This window comes from Marinomonas sp. MED121 (genome assembly GCF_000153025.1).
Classification (GTDB): domain Bacteria; phylum Pseudomonadota; class Gammaproteobacteria; order Pseudomonadales; family Marinomonadaceae; genus Marinomonas.
The window spans coordinates 427476-443383 of sequence record NZ_CH672430.1 but is presented as its reverse complement, the minus strand read 5'-3'; the positions used below and the strand labels follow the sequence as shown (position 1 = coordinate 443383).

1 protein-coding gene is annotated in these 15908 nt (G+C 40.7%); it reads left to right on the top strand.

What is annotated here, in order from left to right; genetic code table 11:
• Positions 1 to 125: 125 nt before the first annotated feature.
• Positions 126 to 15857 (top strand): AvrE-family type 3 secretion system effector, encoded by a 15732-nt coding sequence (locus MED121_RS09935; RefSeq protein WP_009833549.1) that lies wholly within the window; start codon positions 126 to 128, stop codon positions 15855 to 15857.
• Positions 15858 to 15908 lie beyond the last annotated feature (51 nt).

Here is a 15908-nt window from a genome sequence, read left to right as displayed (position 1 = left end):
GAAAATATTATTTTGATTGTCCCGTTTTTTTTGTCACTGCTACAGGATAACGAGAAATGCTATAGCAGAGATTAAGTTATGAAAAAGTAATGCTTTAAAAATAACTATTTATTGGAGATAAAAGTATGTCAAATTTCACTAGAATAATAACAAACAGAGATGGTCAAATTTTCAAAGTTGACTGGCCTGATTATCCTAACAATATTTCTGTGAAAATCTACGATACAGATACTCGGTCTTATCAAAATGATCCAGCGACGGCTAATGCTTTAAAACACTTTTTGGATAATGCTTTTTCGACATCAGGTATTACTGCAATAAAAAGTAATATTCATGCACTTTATATTGAATTTAATCAAAATACCCCTCAGTTTTCTGCTCAAATAGGTACATCTAAGCTGCCACCGATGAAGAGCAACTTAATTTACACTCGCACTAATAATGCAAAAGTCGAATTGTCTTACCAACATAGCTCAAGCCATATTGAGACTTCCGATGATGGCTCATCTGTTTCTTATAAAGTGGGTGAAAACAAGTTTCGCTTTGTATCTTCTAATGGTGATGCTAGCACCGTTCGTACTAGCGTTAAGCTGCGAGATGTCAAAATGCTTAACGGCAATGGGGACACTAAATTAGTATGGGGGTTAACCAAGTACGGTACCTTAGAAGTGACCGCATTTGATGCTGATGGCAATTTAGATGTGGTTGCATCTAATGCTATGTTTGATTTCTTTAACGGTACTAACGCAAATTATATTGCGATACACACTGATCAAAATGGTAATGCCTATGCTTTGGATAAAAAAGGCTATTTACATGTCTATTCTAGCAACGATAACGTATCCGCCATGTATCATTCTGCTGAACCAATACTGGATCTGACAGGTATTAGCGAGTTGAAATACGGACGACTGGCTATTGACGCACAAGGCAAGGCCAATTTTGTTGCCTTAAACAAAGATGGCATTGAAATTGGCAATACCTCAACCGTTGATGTCAGCCAGCAAATTCAAATTAGTAACCTTGATTTAGTCAGCGGTAAAGTCTCTGTATCGAACAATGATCATTACCTATTAAAAGATGGGATTTTGCATCATAAAAGTGCTACTCAAGATTGGCGACCAACCGAATACAGCAGCCTTAGCAACCTTAAACGAAACGCGGATGGTTCAGCGATTGCGATAGATGCTAGTGACACAATATTAACACTGGAAAAAGATGGTAGTACCAATTATCGGCTATTTGATTTAGTTGGTACTTATGCGGTGGATGCACAATCTGATAATGGCGTGACTTATGTACTAGCTGCAGATGGAAAATTACACTTTCAAGGCAATTTAAACGGCAGTCTTAGTACAAATAACATCGCAAATATTGAAGGAGAGCTCACTTCTTTTGTGGTTAAAGACGGCACCGTATTTGCTGCTACTTCTAATGGTAAGCTGGTGCGTTTTAATACTCCGACAACGTCAGGTATCGATCAACAAACGAATAATGGTTATGTGGTAAATGGAGTCAGTGGTGTTGAAAGAGTTTTGATCTCACCAAACAATGACATTGTTACCCTAAATAGCAGGGTCAATAATCAATACCAATATCAAAAGTACGATCCGGCCTTAAGCATAACGACTTCACTCATCAACGCTTCTTTTCGTGGTTTTAACTCGGTAACAGGTATAGATGACTACGGTTTGATTGTGACGGAAGCTGGACGCCGTTTTACACTTTATGACGGCATGGTTTATATGTACGATCAACAATCGTCTGACTGGGTGACCACTAATACAAGTGGTACTCGTAAGCTGAAGTTGGGTGCTGATGGCAAGCTATATGCACTGAAGGAAGACGGCTTTCTTGCCCAATTGAATGATCTTGGCTTTGAAGGCACAACGGGCGTAAAAGCATCAGCGCGAGGTGATCATGAGTTTTATGTGGCCAAAGCCGTATTTCTAGGAGAAGGCACGCGCGACTTTACTGTATCTGCATCGGGTTCAGTGTACTTTTTAGATCAAGATAGCCAATATCAAAAGTTAAGCATCACTGATGAACAATATGGTTCAGTGTCTTTGATTTCGGTAAGAGACGAAAATGCGCCCAGTGTCAGCCTAAATGTGACCGAACTTCCCGCTGAAGTTGAGGCGGTCACTCATACCGCCCGAGATGATTCAGGAAGAGTCTGGCTTCAGGACAATAACAGTAGATTATTCTACTCAGACTCAGTAACAGGGCCATTTGACTGGGTCGATGTTGGAGAAATTAATAATGCAGACGGTTTTGGTTTGCTTGAAAGCGGGAGTGCTTATGTAAAAACAACCGACGGGAAAAAGTATTTCTTTGAACAATCCCGTTGGATGGAGACTAGCACATCCAGCGATCAAACATCGCCTAACCAGGGTGCGAGCGGTACCCGAAGTATGGCTGTGGCAGCAGACGGTACACTATGGATAGTCAGCGATGAGGGTGGTGTATTTAAAAAAAGTACTCTTGCGGGCTCTGCGTGGCAAGAAGTAACACCAGAGGCAGGGCAAAATGTTAGTGAATTTCAAATGTTGAAAACATTAGCAGATGGCTCTGTGGTCGGCAAAACAGCTGATGGTAAACTTTATAAGCAAGGACCTGACAGCAATTGGTCTCAAACTTACCAAGACAGTACCACACGCGATTTCGATGCGGTGTTTGACCAACTAAATTTCAGTCGCTTTAAGCACGAATATCAGGTGTTATTTTTTGGTTCTAATAGACCTGCTGACAGTTTATTCGGCCGTAAATTGAAAAAGCATCAGCTTACCAGTGCGCTCAGTCAAGATATTCCAGTTAAGGGCACTACAAGTAACTTATTATCTAAATTTAATAACTGGAGTGCCGCTCATTTTCGCTATCACTCTACTAATGCTAGGGCAGGTCATCACAACGATATTAATCAAGCTAAACAGGAAATTAAAACGAGTTATAAAGATTTACTGAGTCGCCCACCAGAGTTTCTTGAGTTTCAGCTACATACTGACATAAAGAATAAATTTCTGGCGTTCAAAGCGACTATGGATGCAGATCATAGTGCTGTTATTCAGCGTATTCGAACGTTAATCGAGCTGGATCTCTCAAATGGTGTCAACAATCCAAATTGGACAGAAACCAAAGCATATAAAGAATTTAGCTCATTGTTTCATCCAAATAGAGTGAACAGTAACGATAATGCTATTTACCGACTTTATGGATATCGTGAGTCTGCTTTTGGCAGTAATGATAGTGTGACAGCACAATTAAAGTCTCTGTTGGACGCCGGTGTCTATATGCCACCCGATAGTGGTGATGCGAGTGCATTACTGGGTAAATTAGTAAATGATACCGCGATACTTGATCAGGCGCGCGATGCGACCGTTTTAGCTCAAACGCTGTTAAATGGCGGTACAGAACTTAATCATGTAAAAACAACGTTGGACTCCAGTCTTGATACGATCACAACGGCTCAAAAAAATGCCGCTATCAGTAAATTACAAACAGGCAATTTTAATAGCTTAGATAAAGCAGATCGTTATTTTAAAACCCTTGATTATCTATTAGGCGGTTTGCAGAACGATAAGTCTAAATTAACTCGAGCATTGACCAGACAAGGTGCTGTTAAAGACCATGTTGCGACACGCTATGTACAGCTTATTAATGGTATGAGGGATGGAGAAGCCTTATCCCTAGATGCAGGATGGAAATTGGGTGCCGAGTTGGGGGCTGGTTGGTCGCACGCTCCAGGCTTTAAGCCTACTGCGCCGTTTCAATTTGGTTTTGCTGGGATCGCAGGAAAAGTGTCTGCAGGAGGAGGCAATAAATACAAACTTGTTATTAAGAAAACAACAAATGGCGTAAACATAGATATTGCCTTTGATCGCTTGGTGGATGTAACTCCTTCGATTAGTGGTTCTGTTGGCGCTGGTTTAGGGATTGCTACTGTTGGGGTGAGTGGTGGGTTGAGTGCCAGTGTTGGGGGCAGTGCTACGTTGGCGTATAAATTTGGAGCAACCCATACAGAAAAGGTAACCTTAACCATTGATAAAGATGATAAAGGTACTATTCAATCGACCTTAGAAAAACTATTGAACGGCACAATGGATCCCTACGAACTACTGGCAATTTCTAAAAAGGGTAGTGCATACAGCGGGACTAATAAGAGCCATTCGGTCGATTTTTCGGGTACTCTTGGAGCGGGGCTAGGTTTGGGGGCTAGTACGGGGGCGGACTCTGGTCATCGTCAAATTCGTAGTGCTGGATCTTTAAGCATCGGAGCACTAGGCATCAACGCCAATATTTTTAAGGCAAAACAGGAAACTCGCCTCACTTATAATGACGGTCAGGCAATGAGTCAGGAGTTTGTTAATAAAAGAGGACTTTTTAACAGCTTAGGATTAAGTATCACCCCTTTATCCGTTTCAGCGGGAGTTGCATTACGTGACTATGATGCTGATCCTGCTTTTGACCATGATAATAATCCGTCAACGGCAGCACAAAACACCGCCAATGCTAGAGGTGATTTGGGTCGATCTGTTACTGGGGTAAACTACACATTTTCAAAAAGTTGGGATCGGATGGAAAGTAACTTTCTTCCGAAAGATGGTTACAAGCTTGAAATAGGAGAGAGTGGTGTAAGCAAAGCAACTTGGTCTATTGACGTTCAGAAAACGAGTAAATTGTTTGATCAACCAAAAGTAAAGGCGCTTTTGGACGCTTTGCCTGAAATAAAAGAACAGTTGATAAAATTGTCGAGTTTCACTACGCCTGAAAATAGAAGTAATATCAAGGCAAAACTTTCGCAATTGTCTAGTCGAGCGAATGTTGATGCAGCTGAATTGATGGAACTCAATAAGTACTCGGACTTTATTGTCAGTGGTGATAAAAAGAAATTTCGTCAGGCAATGAAAACCTTCACAACAAACCATCCTGAGTTAAAAGCTGAAATAGATGCTCTAAAAACTAATCTTGGAACTTCATTTTGGAGAAAAATTCAACAGCCGATTTCAATTTCTTTGGAGTTGACTCCAGAAGGCCTTACTAAATTAAAGAGCTACACCAGTAATGACGGAAATTATCAGGTTTTTGTTAACCAAATTGCGCAAGACTCTAACAACTTTAGAATTGCCTCTTTCTCAGTGACTGAGAAGCACGCTTATGCTACCTCTGGTGGTTTAGATGCGTTGATTCTAAAATTTAACAGCGATGCTTCGTTAGCATTGGAAAAGAAAACTGCCAGCATAAATGTCTTTTATTCAGACGGACCATTGGTAACAGACCTCGAGAACAACATTCACAAGTTAGCAAGAGCGGATAAGAGTAGTGCTACTGATACGGATGTTCAAGCAGGTATTGATCGAAAAGTAAATGCTTTATTGGATATCATTAATACCCGCTTTGGAAACATCACTGGCACAGAAAAAACGCAATTAGTTAATGCTATTCATGGTTTAGTTAATCAATCTTACGATACGACTGATGTTAATGGTGCGATAGCAAAGCTTCATGCTCTGGCTTCAGTACCAGATTCGACTCGCCCTGATGGGAAACCCACTTTTACCTATTCAGGCGATCGCCTTGTAGATAATAAATCTGAATTTGACAAGCAATTAAGAAACTTTAAAGGTGTCGTTCGGTCGGGTGGCGAGGCTATGTTATCTGGTCTAAGTAATCCGTTAGATCAAATGGCTCTGGGCCAAACAGTTGAGTCAGTACAACAAACTGCCAAGCGTGTCATTTTGGATAGCTATCGTGATGAATTGGACATAAATGGTTTTATTAATCAATGGTCAGCTACCGACAATCTATTTAAAACAGCAATTGAAAATAATAGTGGTGTAGGCTCAATAAATTTTGCTGAACGTATAAAGTTAATGTTCAATATTGATGATCAAGGCCAATGGCAACGTAATGAATCTGTTTTTCAGCAGTTGAAAAGCGAACTGAATGCAATAGTGTCGCCAGAAACCGTCGATCAGATTCAACAACTATATGATGCTCATCAATCGTCATTGAATGACTTAACAACCTCCGATATTTGGACACTTTATACTGATTCAAGCACTGAAATGGTTGAGATGCATAATGGTCAAATCTTTTACTCCGTTAAAGATGTAAACAACCAAGTAACTAAAATTGTTAAAGTCCCTCATGCAGTATTAAAACAAATCGTGCAGGCAGAAGGCATCTCTGTATTAGAGGCAATGGCCAGTGGGCATTCTGGGTCCTATTTTTTGCAAGAAGGCACCCTTAGTAGCCATGCACTGTCGATCTTAGCGGCCGAGCCATTGGTTGCAAGCCCTGACTCGGGGTTCGTGTCTTCACAGCAGGTATCGCCACCGAAGCAGTCTGGCTATCAAGGCAACCATATCGTCGGATTGCTTGAGGCTATTAAAGATAAACGCTTAGTAATCTATGATCTAAATCCGGCGCAAGAATATGTTTTAAGTGAGTTTTTTCCAACGGATAATGGTGAAAATTTCGATTTCCAGAAAGTGTATGCTTTAACGCTGGATGACGAAAAATTCTCTGATTTCAAACATGTTATTGACCAAGCGACACGTGGGGATGTTTCTGTAGAGTTAGGTATCACAGATAATGGTGCTGATTTAGTTGAAAAAGTGATTGATTGGCAAACAATGACCCGTGAAACATCCGCAGCAACAACGAACATCATTAATACTGCACGCAATAACGGAGCTGATATTCAACTTCGTCATGTTCCTCAATCGCTATATTTAGGTGTTGGCGAAGGTGATGTAAATGGACGTTGTGCAGGAATTGGCCATGGTTATCTCTATATGTTATCTCAGGGAGCTAACGCTCAAACCGGCGAAGCATTTTTAAATGCATTGGTTGTCAGTGCTGCTATTTCTGATTCACAGAACCAAAATAATGACATCTCTACCACAGAATTCACTCAAAATACTGACTTCCGATTGCTGATAGATAATTTGCAAAGTACGGGGGCAACCGAGGCATTGGTGTCGCGCGGTCAAAAAAGTTTGGATGCTGTCTTTACAGATCTTATTGCTTCCAGTGGCGATCAATATCTAGTACTCAATACTAGTAACCATGCTTTGCAAATAGCGAAGAAAATGATTAATGGTCAAGAAACGTTCTTTTTCTACGATCCGAACATTGGACGCTTGGAAGCAAGCTCTCCAGATCAGCTTAAACAAACTATTCAATCAGTTCTCAGCCAAGAAAGTGCTATTTTGGACCAAACCTTGTCTCAGTATTATCAACTTGACAGTGCTGGTTTTAATGTAAGTGAATTCATACCTGCTCAGGCTACTCAACTTGAATCATTTCAAAATTTGAATTCATTGGTCGTGACAGATAACTTTCAGACTGAGAGCAGTCGCATGACAGCGCTTGGTGATGTGGTCATTGATGATATAACACTTTCAGCTGGGGCACTTTACGATGCAAACGTATTGATCGATGGCGGGCGTATATCAACAACAGCCTTACTCTCTCTTACGGACTCCAAAAATGATGGAACTTCTCGTTTAAAGTTCGATCGAGACGGAACAGAGCTATTCTTTACAAGTGATGCATCGGATCAAGACAAAGCCGCCTTGGCGAAGCTTTTCAAAAAGCGACTATCTCAAGAAAGTGGCGATATTGAGCAGATATTTGTTCGAGGTAACAATGCATTTGTGCCTGATAATAAATCTGAATATGGTGATCTAGCAAAAGATATCGCCAATCTAATTAATAACCAAGTATCTGATAGCTTAGTTGTGAGTAGTGACTTCAGTAATAAACTTACTACGATCGTAAAATCACATAAACAAAACCAATTAGCAGCAACACTGCAACAGCGTTTTGGTTTGTCTAATACAGATACACAAAAAGTGATTGAATTAGCTGCTTTGTCAGAGCGTCTAACAGATTTTTCTGCATCAGATTTCACAAAATTACGTATTCAATATCCACAAATGACCGATAGTCAGTTACTCGAGGTTGCTGCCACCGATTCTTTGAGGAAGGCTGTGAGGGGGGTTGATGGCGCAGATGATGTGATTAATATGGCTCAATGGAGTAGTGAGGACGCTCAAGGTTATCTGCAAGACAAGGGAATATTAGTTTATGGCAGATCTGAGCCGCTTGATATATCCACAGTAAGCAATGTTATAAGCACAGGTACCAATACGGATAGACTACGTATGGTATCGGCTATGATGAAAGTTGACCCGGCTCTTTCTGAGGGAATTTATCGAACATTACAAAGTCAAGATGATTCGAATTTGCAGCAATTAGGTCAGTCGTTGAAGGCTAATATACGCCCTTCAAAACTGAGTAAGGCAGTAGATGCTGGCGGTAATACATTTAATGTTTTTGAAACGTTGAACGCTATTCGCTCAGTTATTTCTGACTGGTCAAAAATGACAGTTCAAAGCAAAGCGCTAACACTAACAGAATTGGTCGGAGGGGTTGCTTTACCGACGGTAATTAGTAAGGGTATCAGCCAAGCTTTTAAAACTGCTGGACGTGCTTTAGGTACGGTAGGAAAAACCGTAAAAGGAGGTGTACTGGATCTGGTACTAGCCCCAGTTTCTCTGACTGCGATCGGCTTGCAATGGAAGGATTTCTGGAATAATGGTGGAGATACGGGTAGTTACGAATATAAATCATTAGTTGCTAATACCGTCATTACATCCGTAACCTTAGCTGCCAGTGTTGCTCTAACCGGTGTTTCTATCGCCGCATCTGTATCTGCTGCTGTAGCTGGTACTACTGTTGCGGCCGCTGCTGCTGCAGGCTCTACCTTAGCTGTTATTGCCTCTGCGGCCGGCCCTATTGGTATTGCTATTGCAGCTGCAGCATTTCTTATTAATGGCATCGTTCAAGGGGCAATGCAAATTGCTGAGTATGATGAGCATTTTGACAATGTTGGAGAAAAGGTTCATCAGTTCTTTGCTGCCTGGATAGGAGTTGAAACTGACGGTATGAAGCGAGCGAAAGCTCGCAGTGCTGGTTCAGATGCTGCTGAAGAAATGGAAGCTAGCCTACTAGATAACTGGACTGAAACCAAAAGCTTCTTGTCTGACCTTTTTGCCAAAAGCGGCCATAAATATTTAAACGTCAGCAATCGTGAGTATGACGTTGAGTACGGCATTATCTTATCTAGTGGTGATTGGAAGCATTTATTACAACAAAGTGCCAGTTACACGGATTTAGAAAGAATTAGTTCAGATATCATCAGTCATGGTAGTACTGTCTGGGCTGAGTTAGGTGCAAAACCGAATACCAATATTACTGGCGATACTGATCGTAAAAATTTATTTAACCTTGATGATACTACTGAGCTGAACAACATTATTGGTGGTAACAAACAAGATGCCTTCAACTTGACTGTGAATGCTCAGGTGAATTCGATTGATGGTGGAGCAGGCACGGATACATTAATCTGGGATGCGGGCGGTCTCCTAGTTAATGTGGATACAAGTAACAATAGTGCAGTATTAAGTGACTCAAATCATTGGGATCCGGAGACACAAACATACGTTAGTTTGAACAAGACTCTGTCAATTCATAGTGTCGAAAATATTTCCATTGTTAATGCCAAGCATAACTCTGTGATTCGTGGTGGAGATGAAGATAACTTCTTTGATATCAGTACCCAGAATAGTGGTCGGGCTGAAGTCTATGGTGGAGAGGGGGCCAATGTTTATGTTTTGAACGACGGTATTAAGGTTCACAGTAGCAGTAACGATACTTTTTTATGGAAGGTCGGCAGCGACACAGAAGTCCATTTTGAACAAGTAGATGGCGTACAGGTCGCCATGATTGAACTCCCTTACCACTATGACCAAGTAATGGTGAATAAAGTAGGTACGAGGTTGATCGTATCAGGTAGTAATGGCGATGATATTACGTTTTATAACGTCACTAACAACAAAATCCTGCAATTCAAAGATAAATCAAATAGTGTCTTTTCACTCAACTTACCTTCAGAGCAAGATTCAGACGGTAATAGTATATATCCCCTGAGTATGGACCGTATTTCTAAGTCGTTTGTTTTTAACGATAAATCAAATCAAGGGAGTGTTGAAGAACTTACTATTACAAATTTAAGTGAGTCTGTTTACACGGGAACAAGTGCGACAACGGCAGCTGGCCTAAAGACATGGGCTGATAACCATACAGCATTATCAGTGTATGACGCGACACAGCTGAATGGTACCTTGTCGGAAAACGAAATGCGGCATTTTGAAGGGCTTATTTATTTAGAAGCAGGTCAAACCTATCACTTTAAAGAAATAGTAGATGACGATGCTTACTTGTTAATCAAAGACCAAGAAGTGTTGAGTGACCGCAATTGGTACAGCAATACCACAGGCAACATTACTGCAAGCACTAGTGGCTATGTCGAATTTGACTATTATGTTCGTAATGGCAATGGTTTGGGTAATTACGATTTGAAAGCCAAATTATCGACAGATACTGATTATGATAATCTGATGGTTAGCACTCAAACAGCTAGTATCACCGAAATAACGCCTGAATATTTGTATGGTGACCAGGCTGTAACAAACTATCGCTTTAGGGAGGGGAGTGGTCATTTTGTGATTGAACCAAGGACTCAGCGGATTATGACGCTGAATTTGGATGTGATGGCGACTGACATTCAATACCGTTATGCAGGGACATCACTAATTCTGGAGCATCAGCAAGGTCATAAAATAATCAAGCTGGAATTGACTCACTTTTTGACTCAAAAAAATCAGTTTCAGGTTTATGCAAATAGTAGCAGTGGTGAAAACGCAGTGCTTAGCATTCTGAATTTACCGGAGTCTGGCAGCGGAAACATCATGACAGAACACTTCAATCAAGATTTAGACGTCGTGAATGCTGCCACGGATAACTTGTTAAGTGAGCAACGTGTGCGTGCAGACGATTCTGTAAACTTATTAAATACAACGAACAAAAAACGTTATGTCAGCTCAGCTACTGATGCAGAATCATTGCTTATTGTTTTGAATAATGAAAAGTATCTACGCATCAGTGATGATTTACTTGTATATGACGCCAGCAGTGAGACTACTGAAAACGGTATTCAATCATTACAGCACTTACGTATTGAAGGCTACTTTTCTGAATCGAATAATGTCAGTAACAGCGTACCTCTAAACATTAATGGTCAATCTGTCGCTGTAGTAACGATTCAAAATCAACTGTCGGGACATTTTGGCACTAGTAGTGATGATATTTTTAATACTAATGGTGCCAGATCTATGGCTGGTGGTAATGGTAATGACATTTATCAAGTAGATATGTCGGGTGATGATACGTTTTATATCGACAACTATGCACAAGACGGGAAGTACGACACATTACGTTTTTTTGGTGTACCGGACGTAAAGGACTTATCCCTATCATCTGAAGGCAATGATGCGGTATTAAGCTACAATAATGCCAAAGTAGTATTAAAAAACTACAATTTGGATGCTGAATCTAGGCATTTACAAGTTGAAACTTACCATGATGATGGCATTAGTTTTGATTACACTATACCCACGGTTATTTCTGATACGGCGTATTACTACGAGTTAGATGCCGATGAATATCAAAGAGTCAAATTGTTTAACAATGACAAGCTGCACATCATCGATATTCCATCAGGGATGCACCAAAAGGCCTATATCGAAATCAATAGTGACATAAGTACCTATACCAAAGAAGTGCTAGGTAATGATCTGAAGTTGGTATCTCCAGATGGTTCTGAGCAGGTCTATTTGAAGAGCTATTATGACTGGCCTAAAGCTATTTCAGGTTTTGTATGGGGGGGCGATAGCACACCTAGAAACCCTGGAACTTATTCACACGATGTCGTGTTACCTATCGGAAATACGTTATATCAGAGTCTATTGAGCGCCGGAGTCGAACGTGAGTTGGTTGTACGTTATGCCAACGCAGGTATTACTGAGGATGAAGCAAGACAGATTGTTGCACAACGTAATGGTAATTACCTTTCAGAAGCGACTCGAGATCAATGGGGTGGACAGTCATACCCCGATGCTAATCATGTTCATTATGATGATTTTGCAATTCATCTTTCTATTAATAAACGCCCTTGGGAATCACCGACGCTTGTAGATCAAATGGATGACTATTCAGCTAGAGGGTTTAGGGTTCGTTTAACTCAGGATGGAAAATTCACTGTAGAGGTAAGAGGTAATTATTATCAGTCTGTTGAGTTAAGTCATGTAGGTTACGGCTACTCTAATTCATTGACGACCTTAACGGGAGAACTATTGGTCGGCGTTGATCCAAGTAGTGGTGATATTAAAATTTGGCATGATCGACACGGGCTACTGGCTTATGCCTCGAACATTTACAAGTTTAAAGAAGCTTACGAATCAGGGCGAACAGCTTCGACCCCTAAAAAAATGTATTCAAATGACGGAACCCTGTATAGAGGAGATGCTGATGCTTTAATGTCAAGCAGTGCAGACAATGTAGCAGGATTCTCGATACTTTCTTCTGTTTTGGATGTGGGAGTCGCAAAAAAATTATTAACTGTGTCTGGTATTCCAAATTTAAATCATGAAGTGGTCGATCAGTTAGTGGATACACATGGACTAACCTCGTATTCACAAATTCAAGATGCCATCAACTATATGAACCGAGGTTTACTTGATCCTGTGGTGATAAAACGCTTTATTGAGGAAATTTATGATACAGATGCTTCTAGTGCTAGGGAGCATATTCAGACAGATAATCTGGATGTAGCCTATGTCAACTTACTACGCCAGCAGAGTGCTGATGCTGAATTTTTGTTAGCCGTAATCGGTAATCAGCTCGATATATTCAGTGCTCAGCAATACTTGGCCGTTGGTGTTGCCGCAACTGACGTTACTGCGGTAAAAGGTTTGATTAACGAAACAACAACAAGCACAAGTCAAGACGTAATCAAGAAAGCCATGATTATCGCTGGCTACCATGATAATGCCGCGGCTGAATTAGCTACTGTTATGGGGACGCAGAACTTAAGTTCACATAGTCAAATTGAAACTTTTTTCCGTATGGGAATTGATGATGGAGCCTTGATTAAAAAGTATCTTGATGCAGGAGTTACCGCATCTGAACTTAAAAACGGTAACGCAACTCATGACCAATATATGGAAGGCAACCGAAGTGATTTGATCAATGTTTCAGTCAGCAGTGATTTTACAGACACCAATTACAACACGCGTTATTTTGCTCGTAGTAATTTTGTTGACTACGATAACAAATTGTTGAAAGGTGATTTATTAGAAACAGAAGCTGCACGGGAATTAGCGGGGGGTGGGCCAATCGGGAAAGAGTCATTGGAGGCGTCCTTATCTTGGTCAGGCAAATCGAATCCAGATAACTTAATTGATGGATTTAATCATAATCGTGAATCAACCGCTTGGGCAACGGCTAAATCTGATTTGGTTTTAAATGGAAGCAGTTGGATTGAATTTTCCTTAGTAGAAAAAATAGTTTTCACTAGCATATCTTTAATTAGCCAAGCCGATAATACAGGGAGCATGAGCGTTAAAGTTCAGGCACAAGACAAGAATAACAACTGGGTTGATGTTTCATCAGTGTCTAACTGGTCCTCTAGCAGTGCTGGAAGTACGCATGAGATAGCCTTAAATACCAATGGATTACCTTATAATAAATATCGTTTATTGGGATTGTCTGGTACCTACTCGGATTCACTTTGGCTCAAAGAGGTAAATTTTGGCACCCAAGCGCTAACGACAGGTATCCAATCTCATCAGGAATCCACCGATAATGCCCTCCCTCCAGTAACAACGCCAATAGTTCTTCAGGAAATTCTTGATATTACGGAAGACAGCGACATTATTCGTTTTACTAGCACTCAGCAAAGAGACATTGATGCATTAGATGGACATGATGTCATTGTGGATATTGACGACTCGAATGCCGATGCGGTGGAGACCTTTCGGGGAGGTGAAGGCGACGATGAAATTTTCAGTGGTAGAGGGCGTGACATTTTATTTGGCGACGCCGGACAAGATATATTGATGGGTGCTGGCGGAAATGATGACCTTGACGGTGGTGATGGTGATGATGCGTTGTTCGGCGGCGCTGGGTCAGATAACATCAAAGGCCAATCTGGAGACGATTTGCTCAAAGATTATGAGTTTGAAGTGAATAATCTGTATGGTAATTATTTACAAGGCGGCAGTGGTGACGATGTACTCAGAGGTGCCGGACAATTGGATGGCGGTGCTGGCTCTGATTATCTGTTAGGTAGTGAGCAGAATGATAAACTTTATGCAGCATTTAACAATGAAGATAATGCGACAGATGTGAACTATCTTGCAGGGTATGCTGGTAACGATCTATTAGTAGGCAGCCAAGGCAATGATACCCTAGACGGTGGTATAGGAGATGATCAGCTTTCTGGTGGCCATGGCGATGATGTCTATGTAATAGGGGTTGATGAAGGATTCGATACGATTACAGAGCAAGGTGGCATGGATGAAATTCGTTTCGTTGGAGATAAGTTATCACTCGATAATATTTGGTTCCAACAAGATGGCAATGACTTAAAAATACTGATTGGTGGAGAAAAACCTGAAACAGGTGCTGCGGTAATAAGTAGTCAACGCATCACCAATTACTACTTGGCGGATACCTATAAAATTGAAAAGCTCTTATTAAAAGACTATGAGTTAAGTGGTAATGACTTAGATACATTAGTGTCGCATATGTCTGGTAATCAAACCTTCGCATTCAGTTCAGATGCAGGCTCTAGTGGATCGACGATTCAGCAGGAAGTAAATCGATTATGGGGAGTTTTTGAAGAGGACGTTCCTGCCAATCAAGAGCCTGTTGTTGATAATATGTCCGTTAGTGAATTAAGTGTGTTAACAATTACTGGTGGAGTTAATCAAACAACAGAAGAAGCTACCTCATTACAAGGAGATTTACAGGTGAATCAGAGCAAACGTTTTACTGGAGAAATTTACCTAGAAGCAGGACACACTTATGAATTTAGAGAAGTTGTTGATGACATCGCTGTCTTAACGATAGACAGTCAGGAGTTGCTCAATGATGATGGGTGGGACAGAAATACAGTCGGTAGTTTTACACCCACTCAAACTGATTACTATGACTTTGAATTCTGGGCTCACAATAATGGAGGTATTGGTAACTACAATTTAACTGCAAAAGTTTCCACTGAGGCTAGCTTCAAAGCAATAACTGTAAATGAACCAAGTATAAAGGAAGTTGCTATTGTCAATTCGTCTTTTGAAGACAATGTATTGACTGAAAATTATACTTTGGAACGAAATGTGCCAGGATGGACTTTGAATGGAGGGAATACTGCTTCCTTTAAAGATGAGAGTAGCAGTGCAATTATAGGTGGAGCTTCTGAAGGTAAAAATCTAATGCAGATTGAGAATGGAGGCTCAATTAACCAGACTTTAACTGAGAACTTTGATGCTTCAGCTGATTATCTATTGGAATTAGATATCGCAAACAACCAATATGGAAATATCTCTGATTTTAGTGTCAAGCTTTGGGCTGGTTCTGTGACTGTGGGTCAGGTTTATCTGTCTGAAACTGATATGGCTGGATTGGGATACGGAAAATGGAGCAAGCTAACCATTGAAATTGATGGAGCAAGTAGTACTGAAGCTGATGGACAAGCACTGCGTTTAGAAATAAGCAATCCAGATGATGATAGCCCCGATATTGTAGGTGCGTATAATGTTTATGTTGATAATCAGAGGTTGGCAAAACTAACGGGGGCGATGGCTACTTTTGGTAGTGATACAAATTCTGGAAGTGGCTCGAATGAAAGCAATTATTCTTTGCATCCAGTATTAACTGCAGCAGTTTAAATTAGAGTTACGTAAGGAGGAGGTTCCTCCTCCTTATCGTTAAAAGCTGGA